Source organism: Bradyrhizobium sp. McL0615 (assembly GCF_049993905.1).
Classification (GTDB): Bacteria; Pseudomonadota; Alphaproteobacteria; order Rhizobiales; family Xanthobacteraceae; genus Bradyrhizobium.
On the sequence record NZ_CP188254.1, the window covers coordinates 1,658,033 to 1,677,190 of the forward strand.

Below are 19,158 nucleotides of genomic sequence, written 5' to 3' on the forward strand. Positions count from 1 at the left end.
ATGCCAAGTCGCCCCGGCCGGCGGCGCTCAACTGGAACGCGGCGCTCCTAATTGAGTTTTCCCATCATCACCGAGCGCTTGTCGATCCTTTTGAACTCAATACGTCGCCTGGAACTACCGTGAACGAACAGGCGAGATCGATGATGCGCCTTTAACCAGCCGATTTCTCGCGGCACCGCCGAACAAATGGTCCGGGACGGCGAGCGACGCTGGCTGTTCCTTTCGAATAAGGCTATTGCCGCTTCAGAAGGGATTGCAAAATGGCTTAAATTGGCCGCTTCGACCGTCGAGCGCGCGTTTACCTGCTGTTTGGGAGCAGGGCCCGCGCTTCCTGGTGCGGAATTGTCCGGCGGGCGTTGCAGCCGATAGGAGTCGATTTTGAGTGGAACGCTGCGCCCTGCCGGCGATTGAAACTCCAAACCGCAGGAGTGAATGATGTCCATCGACTATCCGAAGCCGCCGTATCCCAGCCAAAAGCAGCCGATGCCGGGATCGACTGCAAAGATGGATCCTCGTCCGGATCACGGCGAGACTAGCTACAAAGGCTCGGGCCGCCTGAAAGGCTTGAAGGCGGTGATCACCGGCGGCGACAGCGGCATCGGGCGGGCCGTCGCGATCGCTTACGCGAGGGAGGGAGCAGATGTCCTCATCTCGTATTTGAGCGAGAAAGAGGATGCCGAGGAGGTCAAGGCTCTGATCGAGGGGGAGGGACGCAAGGCCGTACTGATCTCGGGCGACATACAGGAACCAGACCATTGCCGGACTGTCATTCAGAAAGCGGTCGAGGAGTTGGGCGGCGTCGACATCCTTGTAAACAATGCTGCTCACCAGGCGACGTTCAAGGATATTGGCGACATCAGCGATAAGGAATGGGAACTGACCTTCAAGGTGAACATACACGCGATGTTCTATCTGACGAAAGCTGCGGTGCCTCACATGAAGTCGGGGAGCGCTATTGTGAATACGGCGTCAGTCAACTCAGATATGCCGAATCCGATCCTGCTCGCCTACGCGACGACGAAGGGGGCAATCCAGAACTTCACGGGCGGCTTGGCGCAGATGCTGGCGCCGAAAGGCATTAGGGTAAATGCGGTCGCACCAGGCCCGATTTGGACGCCGCTCATTCCCTCGACCATGCCAGAAGAAGCGGTCGCGAACTTCGGCAAGCAGGTGCCAATGAAACGCGCAGGGCAGCCTGCCGAGCTCGCGACCGCCTATGTCATGCTCGCCGATCCTTTGTCCAGCTACACTTCGGGCACCACGGTCGCGGTCACTGGCGGAAAGCCGTTTATCTGAACCACAGAAGGTCTCAAACATCTAACTACGGCCGACGGTCGTTTTTTTGGATGGCATATGGAGAACGAGCAATCCGGATCTTCGACTGCCGCGGAAGTCGGCGCTTGTTCACAAACTGAGCACGGCGCGCGGAGCCGTCCCGGAATTTAGACGCGCCGGCGATCAGGATGGAAGCTGAAGCCACCGCGCCGTAGTGAGAGTTCCTCTCACGAAGCGAGAAGCTTTTCGTCGAAGACGGTCAGTTCAATATTCGAAGCACCTCCGATATCAGCGAAAAAATCTCGCACTAGCTGTTGGGTCTTGTCTCCCGCGTCGAGGTGCAGGTAGTTCGGCATGTCGACTTTTGGTAGAACTTTTGGCGTCGAGCAGCCGATTTATCTATGATCTTTGCCTGCAAGCGGTACTAACGAGGTTTGATGGTGGGACGCATTTCATCTCCGGCGAAGCACTCTACGAAGGCGGGACAGGGGAAGGTCGCTGGCAAGTGGCCGGAACCGCGCGGGCTCTTCTCGGATAGAATGTCAAAGCTTAGGGGCGGAAGAACGAACAAACGCCAAAAGGCCCGGCGTTTGCGAGATCCGTACGACTCATTCACCGCTCAGCACTTCGCGACCCTATCTTTTAAACCGCTCTGGCGGTTCTGCTTCTAGTACCGGGGAACCGACATCTCATTCTGACGTTTTCGGGCGATGCCGAAGAAGCCGATCAAGATCGAGGTTATCGAGGAGGGTGACGAGCGCTTCCTCTCGAGGATATTTTCTGATGGCTCTGAAGAGCGCCGACCAATACTGAAGCTCCCGAGGAGGAAGCGACCCCGACCGAAAGTGGATTGGAGTCGGAAGCTGAGTACTGGTCTAAAGCGGGGGTTTTAGGGGACCGGCGCACGTTCGGCATGGAGTAACCAACTCCGGCGTTGTTTCGAGCTGCCTTACGTCACCAACTAGTACGATGACGAGGTCTGTCCGCGTCGTTGAGAGGACGCTCTGACCCTGACACGTCACAAATGATCTTCTGCGGCGCGAAAGGGCAGCTTAGCCCGAGGATAACGGCCTTCTCCACGAGGAGCCTGGTTAGCAAAGCTGCGTACCTGCCCCCAAGGCCATGTTTGAGAGTGTACCAGACTCTCAATTCTTCCCAAAACGTACCCTTTGACGTTCCTAAATTTCTCGCTGCCTAGTCCGGTCTGACAAGGCTCATGACTTGCCTCTCAAGACGATCCATGTGAGCAGCGTACACGTCCTGCATATCTTCGAGATCTTCCAGAAAGAGTATGGCTTCCAGCGGGTCGCGCCCACACCGCTCTAATTGGTCGACAATCTCGCGTTGCTCGATCAATTCTTCCTGGCCTTGTGCAACGTATTCTCGCGCCTTCGACAGCAGCTCTAACGTTTCAACTAATTTCATGCGCGGCTCCGATGACGGGTTAAGTGGAACTCGGCACGTATGTACGCGTTCCAATGGTTTGAAACGACGAGGAGCTGGGTGGTTAAGTGGCTCGCGAATTCGGCAGTGAAGAAAGCCGCCAAGTCGTGAAAGAAAGGGCGCGTGTGACCAAGACGATGACCGGTTGCATAAAAAACTGCGCCTAGTAAAATTTTTGCAGTCACGAACGACCAGCAAAGATTTGCAAGTTGCTAATGGTGCGGCGCACCGAGAGTTCCCCTCGGTCGCGGCGTTCGGCTTTTTCGCCGCAGTAGTTTGTGTAGGCACGCGAGCAAGCGCAAGTCAGCCTGATGATCGATGAGCACGCACGTGCCGGCTGGCGCAATCTACCGCGCACGAATCCATGGCGCCCTCCCGCGAAGTGAACAGCTTCGAGCGGCGTATGGCATAACGTTGGAAAGTTGGAATAGCGCCTCAGATATTGAAAGCAGAGTGCCTATGAACGTTCCTAAATCCACCACGCCGTATTTTTCGAGGGACGTCGAGGCCTGCGAGCACTTCTTCCATCAAGTCTAAAATCAGAGCCTCATCCTCGATGACTAGCACTACAATTTTGTTTTTCGGAGTTTTCGACATCACTCCCTTCCCCAACCGACCATGGCGATAGACGAGTTCTAGCGAGAACTCCTGTTCCACTTTTTGCCACCCCGGGAAGCCCGCGCGTGGCATGGCACTAAGGCCGGCACACCGGCTGGCACGTTTTGACGACTCCAACGTTAGAGCCTAATGGAGAACGGCTCTATGGAAGGAAGCGAAGGCAGCCCGCTGGATAAGCTCCGGCGCCATGTTCGCATTCTGGTCGATATTGGCCGACTTGCAGGTGAGAACGCTGACCTAACCCGCTTCCTCGATCAGGCCGTCGTTCAGATCGCCCGGGCCGTAGAGATACACCACGTAAAGGTTCTTAAGTATCGTCCCCGCAGCTCGGACCTTCTCCTTATCGCAGGTGTCGGATGGAAAGAAGGCGCCGTTCGTAGTGCCACATTGTCAGCCGACCTACGGTCGCCGCCCGGCCGGGCATTTCAGACAGCAGAGCCGGTCACCATCAAGGATTTTGGCAAGCAAGAGGAATACGTTCGTTCGGATCTCCTTAAGGAACATGGGATCGTCTCGGTGAGTAACGTGCCTGTGCTCACCAATGGTGCGGCGTGGGGGGTGCTGGAGGTGGACAGTACAGCGCCGCGAGACTTCACTGAGGATACCACCGATTTCCTGACGGCTGCTGCTGCCCTAATCGGAACCGTGCTACGCCACAATGCTCCCCCCGAAGAAGCGCGAATGATGGCGGCCGCCGCCGAGGCCCAAAGGAGGGAGATTCTACTTCGTGAAATGCAACACCGAGTGAAAAACAACTTTCAGCTTGTTTTGTCCTCCATTTCCATCCAGAAGCGTCGGTCCCAAGGTGCGGAGGTCCATCGTGCTCTGGATCACGTCGCAAGTCGCATCAACGCGATCTCGCTGGCCCATGATCAGCTCGCGCCTCGACACGAAGGGCAGACGGTAAGACTTTCTGATTATATCCGCGCTCTTTGCAGCGCTATCCGTCAACAGATTGAAGACGTTGAGGTCGACGTAGAGTCTGATGAGCTCGAATTGAGTATTGACCGGGCGTTGCCGGTCGGCCTCATCTTGAATGAAACTGCGATGAACAGCATCAAGCATGCATTCGGGCCCGATGGCGGCAGGATCACGGTCAGATTGGTGGGAGGCATTGGCTTTGGCGAAGCTCGCCTTACTGTGTCGGATAACGGGCGCGGCATCATCAATGTCAGTGAGAATGGGTCTGGGCTAAAACTTATTGCATCTCTAGCGAGACAAATCGGAGGAACTATCGAGCAGCAAAGTTCCGATTCTGGCGCAACAACAATCCTTACCTTCCCATTGATACCCTGACCTACCGAGCCCGACTTCATCTACCTCTTGCCTAAGCAAGACCTGTCCGGGAAACAATCCGAAATCCGCAAATTCAAGCGGATTGAGATCCTACACTTCTTCGCAGCGACGCGCGTATTCATCACTAACTGAGAAATGAGGCTGATTGCGGAATTCCTTTATTACTCTTCGCAATCCCGACTTCCTCACGGCTTAGCGGCCTATCGCGGGGCAATCCAAATACGGCTCCGCTGCTGCCTTTCCGGCAGTGCTCCTGCTGGCTTGTAACCTCGAGCGGAAAAATGTGAACTTCGCATCGGACCGATTTCTTCTTTATTCCCGGCGCTTTCGGAATCGCCCGATTTGTATTCCACCGATGTTTCCCCGCTACGATTCGATCAAAGCCGTGTGGCTGCAGGGGCAACCTCGTTTAAAGGCCATGTTCTTCGGGATTTAGAAGGCAGACCCATTGATAGACGCAGCGGCGAAACCGGCTCTATCTGCACAAGCTGCTGCCCTTCTTGAGCATGCGATTGCGACGGTGAAACAACAGCATCCGGAATATTCCTGAAAGGAATTCGCGGGTGACTTCCGCCGAGGAGCGAGCTTGTCAAGATCTCGCGCTCGTTGCCGAAACCCGGAAGCCGTCAAAGAGTGAAGCACCCGGGGAAGCGGATTCGACTGTCGCTGCAACACATTCCGCGAACTTGTCTGCTGGGTTTTGAATCGCCTCGCGAAGAGCTATTTTTTGTTGGTAGGATCTGGAATGTCCGGCTTGCCTGGTGCGGGCCTGACGGATGAGTTGCTCTCAGGCATTTTATCCCGCCCCTGATCGCCGTTCGCGTCTTTGCCGCCCGACGTTGAGGTTCCGCTACCACTTTTGTTTGGACTCATACCCGATCGGTCCGGGTTCGCATTCTGCGAGCTCGCCGCTGGATCGCCAGTTGTGGAGCCACGACCGCTCGGCGCTCCTTGAGCAAATGAACCGTGGCCGATTAACGCAAAACAGGTGGCCAAGCCAATCGCTGAAACCTTCATGTTATTTCCTTTCGATTACTCATGATAAACCCTTTAATCGTAACCGGGTTCCGCAATAGGCTGGCGATCGTGGGCGCAGACAAAAGACAATCGGAAGCCGATTTATCGAAACGTTGCCGGTGTGCGCAAGCTGACCGCTGCGCAGAGCAGCATCAACCAAATAGTGGCTAAAGAGATTTCGGGAGACGACTACAGACACCCTAGCGCTCGGCCGGGACGGTAGAAGGCCTAGACGCGAGGAGGCGCAAACCCTTCCGCATGGACGTCAGCGTGATGAAGTCGAAAGAAAAGCCCTTCAGGTCGAGGCCGCATGTGAAGTTACCGAGTTACTGCGTTTCCCCGGATGAAGGTAGGTTAATCCCTGCGCCACGCTGTTGCAGCCTTTCAAATAGGAACTGAGGCACCACCCCGTTGGTTTACGAATATCGCCGCGAAGGCTCAGCCGTAGGCGTCGGCGACAGAGAGTGTTTTGCGCTCCCGCCTGCATTTGGGAGCGCTGGAATGGCCGTTTATTACTTCGATTTCCGTGAAGGAGACGAACTGGTCGTCGATGAAGAGGGCATGGAGCTAATCGGGATCGGCGCAGCGCAAAATGAGGCCGCGCGATCTTTAGCTGGCATCGCTTGGGACGCGATGCGCTCTGATGGCGCGCAAGCTCAAGAAATGGCAGTTGAGGTGCGAGACGTGCATGGACCTGTGATGGAGGTTAAGTTCGAGTTCGTAATCAAACGAACGCAGTAAGCCGCTTCCTGCGACCATGACCCGATTGACCTACTTGAGCGGTGTACGCACGAGGACGCTATTCCGGATCATTCGGCGTTCCAGTGTGGTGTTGCTGTTGGCCTTTGGTGGCTGCCTTGCCAGCTGCTTTGCCCGTCATATCATCCATCTGAGCCGAGAAGAGCGAGAGATAAATCACGGCGTTTCGGCCGGGAGTACGTGAGTTTCTATATCTTCGCTGCTTGCCTTGCGATCGAGTTCTGCCGCGATCCATCGCGCCGCGAGGAACGGGTGCGGGATGAGATAGTTGATCGCCAAACGGAGGATCCGCGATGGCTTTGCTTTTCAGATTGTTACTCATTGGTTTATTGGCGTCGCCGCTCGCTGCATACGCTCAAAGTGGTGGAGGTGGGGGCGGTGCAGGAGGCGGCGGCGGTACGGGTGGAGGCGCGTCCTCAGGCGGCGCAACTGCTGGGACAACCGCGACTGGCGCGGCGAGTGGTCCGACTGCAGGGAGCCCTAGCGCGGCAGGCACCCCAGGCGCTGGATCCGCCGGAGCAGGCTCTCAAGCGGTCAGTGGCGTCCCTAATGGCCCCGCCAATCTTGGAGATAACAACAATTCCGGTAATGATCCAAGCGGCGCCGGGAACGCAAGCAAAGTGCCCACCGCGCCTGGAACCAATAGCGTCGGAACGGCAAACGCGAGCGGAGGATCATCTAGCAGCAACTCGTCAACAGGTGCCGGTTCCCAAACTACCGGTTCGGCGCTCAATCGAGCTGGTGGGCAAAGCGGCGGCCGTATTGACGGTACGGTCACGCAAGGCCCCCAAATCCCCGGCGACGCTGCAATTCGAGCGGAAGATCAGGTCGTCGATAAGAAAATCAAAAGCATTTGCAAGGGATGTTGATCGAGGCAGTGTCGTCAGCGAACGAAGGCACCGGAGCGACAATAAACGCGCTCTGGCCCACTCAGTTTGTTATGCGGTTGAGCATTCTAGGGGCGAAATGATTGTTCGAATAATTTGGGGAATGGTCTTGCTAACTCGATTAACCGTCCTGCCGGTGAGCGGCGCCGAAGTCGAGCGCCACGCAACGGCTGGTGGGACTGTCGCGATTTCGATCGCCGGAGAAATCGTGGAAGGCGACGCGGAAGCGTTGAGGCTGGAAATACAAAGAGCTCAACTTGCAAATTATCCCATATCCGAAATCCAGCTTAATTCGATTGGGGGAAGCTTGTATGAAGGAACCAGCCTAGCAAGAGTCGTCCGCGCCGCCTCGCTTAATACCCGCGTTGCGGAACGCAATATCTGCGCGTCAGCTTGCTTTCTCGTCTTTGCAGCGGGTTCAACCAAATCCGTTCAGAATGGAGCGAGAGTGGGAGTACACGCGGCGACGACGGCGTCCGGCGACAACACTCAAATATCGATCAAAGCTACTGAAGCGATGGGCCGGATAGCAAAACTTTTGGGCGTCCCTTCTGGAATTGTCGAGCGCATGGTTTCGACACCCGCCAGCCAGATGTTTTGGTTGAATGGAGCCAACTTCGTGTCGATGGGGGCTGTTATTACTGACGGCAAGTAGCGGAATCCCGAAGAGCCGGCCGCGGAGATGACTGATCTTTAACAAAGATCTGGGGTCCTTGTTTCATTGTGGACGTCCCGCAAGCGGGAATGGGAGCGCATCGACTCGCTCGAGAGAGCACGATATTTCGTCGGCCTTGATGCCATCGCGACGCCATGCCGTGTGCATGCGCTGACTTTTGAATCATCACCAAGGACGGGCAATCGAAATTCCACCGATGATAGGTTCAAGTCAATCATGAGGCTCGCGCAACTACGCAGTCAAATACTGTCTAGTTGATCGAGATTTTCCGGGTCTTCAATCGAATTGATCGACGCCGAATGCAAGCACAACTAACCGAGACCCTGCTCGCGCGCATACCGCTTCGTGTTGCGGCCATCGAGCCAAAGGTTTCTGATGCCGATCAGAAAGATGGCTGACAGGCTCCGAAGAATCGTCAGGCTAACAGCCAGGATTGCAAGAATTCGTTCGTCGCCAGTTGTAAAAATCCGACCACGCCAAACAGCTGCCATAAAGGATGGCTGCCGCGAAGTACAAGTGCACCGCCCACATCGCGTCCTTGTCTCGCGGCCTCATGCCAAACGATTAGCACGACGAATTTGATTTCGTGTATCCACTGCTCGCCCTTGGGAGCATCGGCATCAGGGTTGCGCGCTGGAACCCCGGCATGGAGACGACGCAGATTGCAAGAAGGCCGCGGCGCTTGGAGGGAACGGCGGATATTTTACTTACGTCCCATTGATTCCGAACAATCAAGGGACGGGATCGTTGCTGCTACCGCCAATGTTATATGGCTCATTCAAGAGTCCGGTTCGAGGTCCGCTTTGCACCTATCAACGGACGTGGCAGCGCGGTGGGGTGCGTCCGAAAGTGCTAGAACAGACATAAGACAGCCGCGGCGCATATTGGGCGGCAAGCCCGTCTGCGTACCAAACTCCAAATGTATTTAGTGTTTTGGACTGCACCCCTCAAGTGAGACACGATAATCTCAGTGACAGGCATTTCGAGGATGACCTGTGGCAGCAAGAGGAAAGAACCGTCAGTTTCCGACGGCATACAAACTGAAGGCGATCAAGCGTGTCGAGCGAGGCGAAGGCGTTCTGCCCGTGGCTCGCGAACTTGGGATATCCCGCAAGATTCTGCACGACTGGATCAAGGCTTGGAAGGCGCAAGGGCCCGAGGGATTGAACCGCAAGCCGGGACCGAAACCTGGCCCCCGGAAGCTCAAAGCTCCGGCAACCTTTAACGACAAGCGTTCTGCACTGACGCGTGCGAATGCCCGCATCGCCGAGCTCGAACGGCTGGTGGGCCGCCAGCAGATCGATCTCGATTTTTTTTCGGCAAGCCTTGCGCGCATTGGAGCGGCCGGCAGCGCAAGGCAAACCCGCACCCGCATCATCGAAGTCATCCAAGCCATGACATCGGAGGCAACGGATTCCAATGCTCACGTGCAGCGGCTCTGTGGTCTGGCTGGCCTACCGCGCGCGACCTATTACCGGCACCTCAACAGACGCAGTCGTGAATTGGCCGATTGCGAGCTGCGCGACCAGCTCCAGCGCATCTGCCTCAAGCATCCGTTTTACGGCTACCGACGTGTGACCGCCGTCATCCGACGCAAAGGCATGGTCGTAAACGCCAAGAAAGTCCTCAGGCTCATGCGCGAGGACAATTTGCTCGCACAGTGCAAGGCGCCATTCCTGAAGCCGCCTGCAGAGCGACCAAGGGACATCGTCGTGGTGCCCAATCTCGTGCGCGGCCTAGTACCGTCCGCTCCTGATCAGATCTGGGTCGCGGACATCACCTACGTCCATCTCGCCAAGACCTTCGCCTATCTCGCGGTTATCCTCGACGCCTTCTCGCGCAAGGCGGTTGGCTGGGCCTTCGAGAACACGCTCGATGCCTCACTCGCGATCGCGGCATTGGATAGGGCAATCGAGGCCCGCAAGCCGCAGCGCGGCAGCCTGATCCACCATTCCGATCGCGGCGTGCAGTACGCCTCGATCGCCTATCGCCAGATACTGGCGGATCGCGACATCACGATCAGCATGAGCAGACCGGGCAACCCATTCGACAACGCCAAAGCCGAGAGCTTCATGAAGACGCTCAAGGCCGAAGAGGTCAACGGCAAGGCGTTCTCCGACATCCGAGACGCGCGTCGCCGCATCGATTGCTTCACCGCCGACGTCTACAATAAGGAACGTCTGCACTCGGCGCTTGGCTACCAATCGCCTATTGAGTTCGAAACCGCGTTCGCGCAAAACAAAGCACGATAACCCGTCGTGGCAACCGCACTGTCACTGAGATTATCGTGTCTCACTTGAGGGGTGCAGTCCAGTTTAGTGTTTTATATCGGAGGCAAGAAATGATCTCAACTCCTCGAGAAAACGCGCCAACGCCGGCTCGCCCTCCAACATGATGTGATTGCGGCCCTCGAGCGGAACGAAGCGGGCCCCCGGAATCCCGGCGGCCACCCGGCGGCCGGCCTCGAACGGCACCCTGGCGTCGTTGCGGCAATGCATGACCAGGGTCGGCACCTTGACCTGCGGCAGCAGCGCACCGATGTCCACTTCGCCGTTCGCGAGAAAATTGCGCGCAGCGTCCTCCGGCAAACACGAGACCCGTTGCAGGTCGTTAAACCAGTCGGCCTGCTCTTTGTTGGCGCCCGGAATGAACTGGGTTGTGAACATCTGCCGGAAGGCCGGGTTTTCCTGGCCCCATCCGAGCCGCATCAAGGTGAGCATCGCATCCCCGGCCGCCTTGTCCGCCTCGGTCCTGGCGCGCTTCTTCCAGCCGACCGCGTAGCCTCCGTAGAGGATCAGATGCGACACCCGCTCCGGATGCCGGACCGCATAGGCGATCGAGACTGCGCAACCCTGCGAGATGCCGAGCAACGCGAACCGCTCGATGCCGGCGGCGTCGACCACCGCTTCGAGGTCGTCTACGAACTTCTCGAACGTAACTTCCTGAACATCGCGGTCCGACAGCCCGTTCCCCCTCGCGTCGTAGCGGTAGAAAGCGTTATGCCGGGACAGTTCCTGGTAAAAATGACGCCGAACCGGGCTTTCGAATTCGAACTCGATGTGGGTCATCCAGTGGCCGGTTTTGACTAGCGGAAGACCCTGGCCCATCCGGGCATAGGCCAGCTGCACGCCGTCGCCGGTCTGGCAGAAGTGGATTTCCTGCTCGTACCGGACGGCCGATGCCGCCACCGCGTCTTCCGCCGACGACGGGATCGCGGCGTCCGGAATCGCCTCGATGTCCTTGGCGGTCAGCCCGAATACGCCGACCGCCCGCGCGATGTTCTTTACCGCCTGCTCGCCAAGATCGGCGAACGCCATCGACAGCTTGTCCCGTATCTGGTCGTTCGCCGCCCGCGAGATGCATAGCCCGCCGGGTTCGCAGAGCGTTTCCAGGCGTGCCGCGATGTTGACGCCGTCGCCGAAGATGTCGTCGCCGTCGATGATGATGTCGCCGACGTTGATGCCGATCCGGAACACGATCTGCCGTTCCGCAGGCACGTCGGCGTTGCGCCCGACCATGCTGCGCTGGACCTTAACCGCGCAGGCGACCGCATCGACGACGCTGGCGAATTCCACCAGCATCCCGTCGCCGGTGGTTTTCACGATGCGGCCGTGATGCTCGGAAATGCCGCAGTCCACCAGTTCGCGGCGGTGCGATTTGAGAGAATTGAGGGTCCCGATCGTCGGCGCCCATCAGCCGGCTGTATCCGACCACATCCGCCGCTAGAATGGCTGCAAGCCGGCGCTGCATGGCTTTTACCCTCTCATGCCATTACTAGTCTGCCCGCAATCAGAGGCCGCGACAAGTCTGAAGGCGCACAACTAAGACCTCGACATACTCGAGCGCGAGGTCCGCTTTGCCCCGATCAACGTACGTCGCCAGCTTGCCGCGGCAGCCGCTGTGTCCTGATCCCCACACGGTGACTAAAAAAGCGTCTGATTGTTAACTTTCGAACAGACAGTTCGATTCCACTTTATTCTGATCGGCCGCCAGTCAACGTTCTGATTCGATTGGGAGCTAATGAATGGATCGTTCTGTTATTGCCGATGTTCCGCGCGACAAGTATGTCGAACGGTGTAAACAACGCGCTTTCGATTATCTTGACCGAGGCGATCTCAAAGGCGCGGTTTCCTCGTTTGTCAACAATATGGATGCCCGTCCCGATTGCGAGTTGCCGCACCACTTAGCAGAGCTTGGCGTCGTGCTGTGGATGAGTAAAGATGTACAAGGTTGGAAGGTCTTGATCGAAGGGATCATATGATTTTTGGCCCACGAGGGCAACATGATGATGGGGGAAGTGTTAGCTTAAAGCGGCACAACGCCGTCCGAAGCCATCCGTCGGCTTGTTAGCGCGGATCCCGACGTTCAACTTTTGATCATTGGCGTCCTGATTATTTTGATCTGGGTCGTTATGCGCCAGTCTGCGTGAATTCGACTGAGTCGATTTCGAGAAAAAATGCGAGTCGATCGAATTTCGCGTTATTAGTATCGTGATCGCAGCGCTCCCAAGATGGTTGCAGCCGTGGAAGATATTCATCAGCTGGTCGACTGGGCCGAGGCCAGGAAATGACGATCGGAAGTTCGGGCAAAGGCCCAAACATGAACCACCGAGCCATCATGCAACATTTGAGTTTGACCGACTGGAAGTTGGCTCCGCCGGCTTCCAATCCTTCGACGTTATGCGGAAGCGGCCCGGAATCAGCCAACGCTTTCTCTTGCTGTCGCTTAGGCAACCGCGGCGGTACGCTGCCCGAACTTCAAAACCGGGGCAGGGATCTGACCGCTCGCCGATCCCGTGCAGCGCGGCGGGTGCGGTGGATTACTTGTCGTGCGCCTTAACGCGCAGACGCACCGGTGGGCTCTAGCCGCGACCTTTGCGCCCCTTGGCCGCAAGCTTTGCAGGGGCGCCCTTTGTGAGGCGAGCTCGTCGCTTTGCCTTAGGTCCGGGGGCTTGGTCGGTGATGGGGTTGAGTTCAGGCTGGGTGTTGCGCACGGCCTGAGCCAGTATCGCACGAAGCTGGTCTCTGGTCGGCGCCTGCGGCCTCACGTACGGTTTTGTGGGTGTGCTCATCCCTGAGAACTTACGGACCACAAATCTTAATTTAAAGACTGCAGCGCTCGGTCTTATCTTAATAATGAATAGCTGCAGGCGACCAGATGGGAAGTAACCGAGCGCCTAACAGACAAGTTAAGCCTAATTCGTGCCGCGCGTGACAAACCCCTGCAAGGGGACCCTGCAGGGGGCTTGAATCAACGAGGAAATGCCGCGGTGGTTGCTTGGCTGATTGCTTGGGGCCGCCGAGGGGGGCTCCCCGGCGACCCCAGCCGAACGCTTGCTCCTCGATCAAGTGAGGTCGGCGACCGACAGAGATCAACGGGCGAACGCTGTTGAAGTTGCTAAGTGGGGCTGCCGCTGACGGCGATGGAGGCACGCTCGCGACGACCCGCCGGCCGCTTGGCCAAGAACGCCGATTACCGGCAGCGCGAGTATCTGACAGAGGCGAGATTGCCAGGCTGATGGACACTGCCGGCAACAGCCGCAACCCGACGCGCGACCGGTTGCTGGTCCTCTTGGCCTTCCGGCTTGCGTTGCGGGTCAGTGAACTGGTCGACATTCGCCGGCAGCAGATTGACCTTGATACCGCAACTATCCACATCCGCCGCGCCAAGAACGGTACGCCTGGCATCCACGGTCTTCAAGGTGGAGGAGCTGCGGCTGTTGCGGGCATTACGCCGCGAGCATCCTCATGCAGACTTGGTGTTCCTGTCCGAACGCAAGGCACCCGTACAGAAGCTAATCGAACGGCTTGGCGTAGCTGCTGAGCTGCCATTCACGCTGCCGGGTGCGCCCTGGCCGGCAGCGGGATCGATACGCGTATGCTTCAGGCCTTCATGGGCCAACGCTCGATCGCGAACACGGTTGTCCACACCGATAAACACGAAGCGGTGCCGCAGTGCGGATCCTTGTGCGTTACCCGCATGATCGGCCCAGCGTGTACTTCTATTGGGATGACCTACCGAGCCGCCGGCTCAACCCCCAAAACGCTGGATCGCGAGATCGCACTGGAGAAGGCTAAGGCTGTAGCAATGGCCGCAGAAGGCTCGCGCTAAATAACTGCGACTACGGCCAAAGCCACGTCGGCTCCGAGGCCGGTGAAGAGCATCAGTGCGGCAAGTGTTCCGGCGCTGAGAATAGAGACAGTGGCGATGAAAGCGTCATTTGAACGTCCCCCGTGATGCACGAGGAAGGCTGAGCCCGGATTGTTTCAAGATCGCTTCGTGTTGCTGACAGAAAGACTTCGTTCACGGGAGAGTGACGCGGCGTCAATGGCTCAGAATGGCCCACTGATGGGCGATTGCGTTGGCGCGAAGGTTGGTACCGGCAAGCCGGTAAAACGCATGGGTGACTCGCGCTGAGTCCACATGATTGAGGCCGCCCCTGCGGACGGCCTCGGCTTTCAGTGCGTTCGACTTACTGTTTATTTACGCCCTTCTGTACGGCACCCGTTTCCTTGGCAGCGCCCGTGTTATTTGGGCCAGCTGCGGTACCTGCGCCGGAAGTGCTGGCGTCACCGCCAGACGAGGGTCTGCTGCTCGTACCTGTGGTGCCCTGTTTCATTGCGCCGTCCTTCATTGCGCCTTCGGACGCGCCCGGTCCAACATTGCCTTGGCTAGACGCACCAGGAGATGGCTGGGCGGTCTGTGCGAAGGCGGTGGGTGTTGCGAGAGCGAAGATGCAAGCTGAGGCTAATAGGATCTTCTTCATTGGATCTCCCTGGGTTCAGTTTTTTAGCCCATGGAAAACCGTTGCGCTTCGCGTTCGTTCCTATTCCAGCCGAAACCCATGACGAGCCAGCCACTAAAACGGAACTAGGCGGGCATACTCTTGGACGGACGTACCCAAAATGCGTGCGGTCGTGGTAACGATTCCGAGTGCGATTACCCCCAGCCCTACGATGACTCAGCACATCGATTTTTCGCCGCATGGGTATTTGTTTCGAGGGTTTCATGTCCTGCGCCTCTTCGCCCCAGCACAATGGTGGACCGGAGCAGCGGAGGCCGACGTGAGGGAGGTCACACGGACGAAGTCGTGACTGTAATGCCCGGTTTGTTCCCTATTCACCACCATCGAAAATAGCATGACAGGCAAGACTTCGCCCGTGCGCAGAAAGCGCCGGCCCCAGCGTAAGCAACTCCCTTAAGGATATCGGGCGCCTTCTCGGTGTGCCGGCACCGCTCACGACGCCGAGACGCACGTCCTCGTCATGCTGATCCAGGAAAAGACCAGCTTGCACATTGCCGGCAATAGGGCGATCCGCGCGGCGCTGGAGCTGATCCAGCAGCGCGGCTACGATCATCCCACCCAAACCGGGCCACCTGATCAACGACGTCAGCCTGCCACTGCGACCGCGGATGTACCGGCGCGATGGTGGACCGCCGGCCCTTGTGAGGACAAAGACCAGCGGCCCGTGTCCCGCACTCGCAATGAACCCGCGCTGTCTAATGGAGCCGCTGGATTGCAGGACCCTGAAACGGGTATAGGGCGGAACGCGGGCGAGCAATTCGAAACGGTTCTTAACCTAACCGCTCAACACGAATGCGCTTACCGGAACTTTTTAGCGGGTGGCGGTTCGAGGCGAGCGACGAATCGAGCGCCGCACCAAAGCTCGACTGGCGACACGTCTACCAGTTGTTTAGCCCACACAATTGCGTCGTCGTCATTCTCGCACTTGAACCCGCGGTGCCGACTCAACTGGCCATCGTAATTAATTGTCACAATGCGATAATGGCTCATTTGCACGGTTGCTCTAAAAAAAGCCGCCAAGCGGAGTATGATCGCCTGACGGCTTCGCTAGTGTGGGTCCGAACGTTGCGGAAACTGTCCGGTGGATGATGGGTACCTGACTTGTATGAGGGCGCAACGAACATCGCTCGTTAAGCTTGATGTCGGCGCGGCGAGTTAATCCTGGAACTAACAAACGAAAAGACTACGAGAAGGCGGTCTCTCAGCAAATCTGTGCTCGCCCTGAGGCTTCCATTCGCGATGCTGATCGGCAAGCCGTTTCGCCGGCTCGGATGAGCGGAAAGGGGCTGGCTAGGCCTACAAGATCTCCGAGAAATCACAGATGAAGAGTTCGTTAGCATTCCAAATTTAGGGCCGGGGGTAAAATGGTTGCGCGCACTGTGATTTCAAAGCACGCGATCGTCAATTCGTTCCTGCGGTAGGAACGAGACCGCCGGCCATTCGATTGTCCCGGTCCGTCAGCGGTATCAAAGGCCGGCCGCGCATCGTCGGAGGGTTCGATGAAAGTAATTTGTATCGCTTTAGGCGTCAGCCTTGCAGCTTGTTCTTTCGCACTTGCGCAGAGTTCCGGTGGGACATCTGCCGGATCATCCGCCGGGGCAGGCGGGTCCGGATCGACGCTTTCGAACGGCAGCACCATTAGCGGTACGGGAGGGGCACCGGGGCCCAACACTGCAAATGCTCTCGGCAAGCGCACAACCGGGAACAACCTCGGAGCACCGCAGACAGGCGGCGCGGGCTCCGCGCCTGCCTCTCATGGCAATGCCGTCGACACCCCCGCGGCAAACGCAGCCACGCAGAGCCTCGGCAATACGGATGCCGGCGTCCTCAAGAAGTAGGTCGCGAGCGGCGAAACTCGATGTTCTCGTTAGAGCGACGGAACCAACTAACCGTTTTTTAAGGCCGTCGCGCCAGCATCGCCCGATGGGCAATGACGATCATAGCTCTAAGTCTGCGATTCTGACGGGCATCAGGCGCGCCTTTTCGCCCGTACCGAGCCGCGTTCCGATGCTGAGCCGTGCGCCAGGGCCGTCGCGTGCTACCGAAGCGGCGAGAATTGTCGAACCCGCGCGGCCGCTCGAAACAACGAGACATGTCGATTACAGATGGGAAGCCACGCGCAGCTTATTTTGAGCGGAGATCAAATCGGGGAGTGGCGCCTAGGAGCGCAGCAAGCCGAGAGAGCCCGGCTCAGGAAAATGCATCTTGGCGCGGCTCATCGACCTTGATCCGGCGATCAGCCCCGCGGTGGCGCCTGTCGACGGAGATTCGAAACCATCCCTTAGGCGGGCAATAGCGGAAAGGACCGGGCCGATCTCGCCCGGCTCGAATGGGCGCAAGGGCCGACTTTCACCGTTTATCATTGCGCAGAACGGCCTCTGGCTTTGCGCGGCAATGGCTGGGCATACACGCCCGGCTCGGAGCCTTGGCGTCGGCAAGCGTCTGCCCGGGAACCTGCGATGGGCGAGCGATAAGCGACAAGAATCCCACTACACCGGCGGTGGTGACGGCAACGAGCGCCACGCGCAGCGCCCCCTGCAACAACAATCGTCTTAGACCGTGAATCACCGAAATGCCTGGAAGGATTGCGAACTGCACCTTCGTAATAGCCACAAATGCTTAACGGATTTTGCAGTGCCCGATCCTACACAGCGCGCTAATGGGCGTCCCTTCGATATTCCGGCGGGGCGATCTCGCCACCTACCGGATGCCCAGTCCATGACGCCGCCTTCAGCCATGGTAACTTTTCCCATTCAATGCGTGCGACCGGTCTTCAGCCACGACAAGATCGTTGTCGCGACTCTTCTGAGCTGCTCCGGGCCGTCCCGAAGTTTGGCAGAGCCAGTCGCCCTCGGGGATGTCCTCGTTCGCCCCGCAGCCGGAGCACGACCGACTCTACAAAGGCGCAGTGCGTTGTTGGCTTCGTTCTGCGCGACTTCCGACCAACAACGCAGTTATTCCCAAAGGCTCGCACGCAGCCGTCGCAAGTCCAGGTCGTCGCGCATGGGCAGCGGTCAATCATCGCGTGCATTGAAAGTCGATCCGCTGCGGGCCAGTTCCCGCAGACAAGGCAAGCAATTGGGCCCCCGCTTTGTTTAGTGATTGCGGCGGTTACCGCGGAGGGGCGAGGGCAACCGATCCAGGGTTCCCTACAAGGAGAACGCCACCTAAGACCCATCAGTTTTCGTTCGTCTACAAGAAATAAATAGCTTGCCGCGGGGTTCTCGGGGAGACACTCATCAGCTACGACGACAGGGTGAACCATAATCAATAGGTTTCCAACCTCCGTTGAGCTAGTCGATCCAACACAGATTGAGCTTCGCTTACGATCTCTCGTATGATTTCCGCTGCAGGTTGCACCCTATGAACAAGGGCGACACTTTGGCCGGCCCAAAGCGACAATGCTTCTATGTCGCCATCGGCGTCAGCACCGGGAGTATATGATCGATAGCGTACGATTGGTCCGCGAGATTTTGAAGTTGCGACGATCTCCCCCTCGCCGGGCCGACTTCCCGTCGCTGGTCGTCCTGCGCTTTCCCACTCGGCAACGGTACTATTTCGCAGAACACGATGAGGCGCCCTGGGCCAACCGATGTCGAACAACTCATCCAGATAAACTGTATCGTTTTCTGTCGCTCGCAAAAGCCGTTCGCGATAGTGCGGGTGAATGGCCACCTCGTGACTGGCGAGAAAACGGGTTCCGATCCACGCCCCTGACGCGCCAAGAGCCAATGCAGCGGCTAATCCACGTCCATCGGCAATGCCGCCTGCGGCTACGACAGGAATTGATCCCACGGTGTCTACTACTGCCGGAATGAGCGGCATCGTTGCGACTGTCCCTCGCACATGGCCGCCCGCTTCCCAACCTTGAGCGACGACAACATCAACACCGCACTCGACGGCTTGGCGAGCTTCCTTAGCTGTACTGACCGTATGAAGAACTACCGCGCCAGCCTGTTTTGCTCGTTCAACGAGTGCTGAGGGCTCACGCCAGAAGAACGAGATAACCGGCACCTTCTCTCGAAGGCAAGCTTCGAGCCGCTCTTCCTGCGGAAACTCCAAGTTCAGGTTGACCGCGAACGGTTTATGAGTGAGCGCTTGCGTTTCGCGAACTTGCCGGCGCAACGTGTCGATATCCGTTCCCCAAAGGGCGAGTGTGCCCAAGCCGCCGGCGTTGCTAACTGCTGCAGCAAGAGCGGGGCCGACAGCTCCCCCCATAGGCGCTTGGATTATGGGGATGCCGATCCCAAGACGTTCGCACATAGACGGCGTCATTGGCATATCCTTCGATCGTTGAAGCAGCTTCGTTAAGTAAAGCATGCCACTCTTGTCATGCTAGATCAAAGGTCCCGATTGCTTCAGATCAGCGCCCCGTGGTGCAA

General features: G+C 57.8%; 12 protein-coding genes. 7 read left to right on the forward strand and 5 right to left on the reverse strand.

Annotated features, from left to right (window positions below; translation table 11 throughout):
• Nucleotides 1–47: 47 nt before the first annotated feature.
• On the reverse strand, nucleotides 48–443 hold the full coding sequence (locus tag ACPPVP_RS07905) for a hypothetical protein (RefSeq protein ID WP_426532878.1): 396 nt from the start codon (nucleotides 441–443) through the stop codon (nucleotides 48–50).
• On the opposite strand from ACPPVP_RS07905, the gene ACPPVP_RS07910 reads away from it, so the two are divergent.
• The gene (locus ACPPVP_RS07910; protein WP_426532880.1) at nucleotides 436–1,296 is read left to right on the forward strand and encodes an SDR family oxidoreductase; all 861 of its coding nucleotides are present in this window, start codon (nucleotides 436–438) and stop codon (nucleotides 1,294–1,296) included. The two genes, ACPPVP_RS07905 and ACPPVP_RS07910, sit on opposite strands and share 8 nt — an antisense overlap.
• Before the next feature lie 1,173 nt (nucleotides 1,297–2,469).
• On the opposite strand, the gene ACPPVP_RS07915 is transcribed toward ACPPVP_RS07910, so the two are convergent.
• Nucleotides 2,470–2,700 (reverse strand): hypothetical protein, encoded by a 231-nt coding sequence (locus tag ACPPVP_RS07915; RefSeq protein WP_426532882.1) that lies wholly within the window; start codon nucleotides 2,698–2,700, stop codon nucleotides 2,470–2,472.
• A gap of 780 nt (nucleotides 2,701–3,480) precedes the next feature.
• Here ACPPVP_RS07915 and ACPPVP_RS07920 point away from each other — a divergent pair.
• Entirely contained in the window at nucleotides 3,481–4,632 is a 1,152-nt protein-coding gene (locus ACPPVP_RS07920) for a histidine kinase dimerization/phosphoacceptor domain -containing protein (RefSeq protein WP_426532883.1), read from the forward strand.
• A 720-nt stretch (nucleotides 4,633–5,352) separates the two neighbouring features.
• Here the strand turns inward: ACPPVP_RS07920 and ACPPVP_RS07925 are convergent.
• The gene (locus tag ACPPVP_RS07925) at nucleotides 5,353–5,649 is read right to left on the reverse strand and encodes a hypothetical protein (protein WP_426532885.1); all 297 of its coding nucleotides are present in this window, start codon (nucleotides 5,647–5,649) and stop codon (nucleotides 5,353–5,355) included.
• Nucleotides 5,650–6,150: 501 nt separating this feature from the next.
• Here ACPPVP_RS07925 and ACPPVP_RS07930 point away from each other — a divergent pair.
• From ACPPVP_RS07930 to ACPPVP_RS07940, 3 genes are all read left to right on the forward strand, one after another.
• Nucleotides 6,151–6,390: a DUF6894 family protein gene (locus ACPPVP_RS07930; protein WP_426532887.1), complete on the forward strand. Its 240-nt coding sequence runs from the start codon at nucleotides 6,151–6,153 to the stop codon at nucleotides 6,388–6,390.
• Nucleotides 6,391–6,588: 198 nt separating this feature from the next.
• A complete protein-coding gene (locus tag ACPPVP_RS07935; RefSeq protein WP_426532889.1) occupies nucleotides 6,589–7,950 on the forward strand; it encodes a hypothetical protein in 1,362 nt (453 codons plus the stop codon).
• A gap of 1,016 nt (nucleotides 7,951–8,966) precedes the next feature.
• Nucleotides 8,967–10,223: an IS3 family transposase gene (locus tag ACPPVP_RS07940; protein ID WP_426532891.1), complete on the forward strand. Its 1,257-nt coding sequence runs from the start codon at nucleotides 8,967–8,969 to the stop codon at nucleotides 10,221–10,223.
• Between the two features lie 63 nt (nucleotides 10,224–10,286).
• Here the strand turns inward: ACPPVP_RS07940 and ACPPVP_RS07945 are convergent, their stop codons facing one another.
• Nucleotides 10,287–11,609 (reverse strand): alpha/beta fold hydrolase, encoded by a 1,323-nt coding sequence (locus ACPPVP_RS07945; protein ID WP_426532893.1) that lies wholly within the window; start codon nucleotides 11,607–11,609, stop codon nucleotides 10,287–10,289.
• Nucleotides 11,610–11,995: 386 nt separating this feature from the next.
• Here ACPPVP_RS07945 and ACPPVP_RS07950 point away from each other — a divergent pair, with 386 nt between their 5' ends.
• Nucleotides 11,996–12,232 carry a hypothetical protein gene (locus ACPPVP_RS07950; protein WP_426532895.1) on the forward strand — a complete coding sequence of 79 codons (237 nt, stop codon included), beginning with the start codon at nucleotides 11,996–11,998 and terminating at the stop codon, nucleotides 12,230–12,232.
• 1,256 nt (nucleotides 12,233–13,488) lie between these two features.
• Nucleotides 13,489–13,794, forward strand: a complete 306-nt coding sequence (locus ACPPVP_RS07955) for a tyrosine-type recombinase/integrase (protein WP_426532897.1) — start codon at nucleotides 13,489–13,491, stop codon at nucleotides 13,792–13,794.
• 4,249 nt (nucleotides 13,795–18,043) lie between these two features.
• On the opposite strand, the gene ACPPVP_RS07960 is transcribed toward ACPPVP_RS07955, so the two are convergent.
• Nucleotides 18,044–19,096 carry an NAD(P)H-dependent flavin oxidoreductase gene (locus ACPPVP_RS07960; RefSeq protein ID WP_426532899.1) on the reverse strand — a complete coding sequence of 351 codons (1,053 nt, stop codon included), beginning with the start codon at nucleotides 19,094–19,096 and terminating at the stop codon, nucleotides 18,044–18,046.
• Between the last annotated feature and the right edge of the window lie 62 nt (nucleotides 19,097–19,158).

Excerpts from the sequence above, each read along its gene's own strand:
- ACPPVP_RS07930 (WP_426532887.1), top strand. The coding sequence starts at position 6,151 with ATGGCCGTTTATTACTTCGATTTCCGTGAAGGAGACGAACTGGTCGTC.
- ACPPVP_RS07960 (WP_426532899.1), bottom strand. The coding sequence starts at position 19,096 with ATGCTTTACTTAACGAAGCTGCTTCAACGATCGAAGGATATGCCAATG.
- ACPPVP_RS07955 (WP_426532897.1), top strand. The coding sequence starts at position 13,489 with ATGGACACTGCCGGCAACAGCCGCAACCCGACGCGCGACCGGTTGCTG.
- ACPPVP_RS07950 (WP_426532895.1), top strand. The coding sequence starts at position 11,996 with ATGGATCGTTCTGTTATTGCCGATGTTCCGCGCGACAAGTATGTCGAA.
- ACPPVP_RS07910 (WP_426532880.1), top strand. The coding sequence starts at position 436 with ATGTCCATCGACTATCCGAAGCCGCCGTATCCCAGCCAAAAGCAGCCG.
- ACPPVP_RS07925 (WP_426532885.1), bottom strand. The coding sequence starts at position 5,649 with ATGAAGGTTTCAGCGATTGGCTTGGCCACCTGTTTTGCGTTAATCGGC.
- ACPPVP_RS07915 (WP_426532882.1), bottom strand. The coding sequence starts at position 2,700 with ATGAAATTAGTTGAAACGTTAGAGCTGCTGTCGAAGGCGCGAGAATAC.
- ACPPVP_RS07920 (WP_426532883.1), top strand. The coding sequence starts at position 3,481 with ATGGAAGGAAGCGAAGGCAGCCCGCTGGATAAGCTCCGGCGCCATGTT.
- ACPPVP_RS07905 (WP_426532878.1), bottom strand. The coding sequence starts at position 443 with ATGGACATCATTCACTCCTGCGGTTTGGAGTTTCAATCGCCGGCAGGG.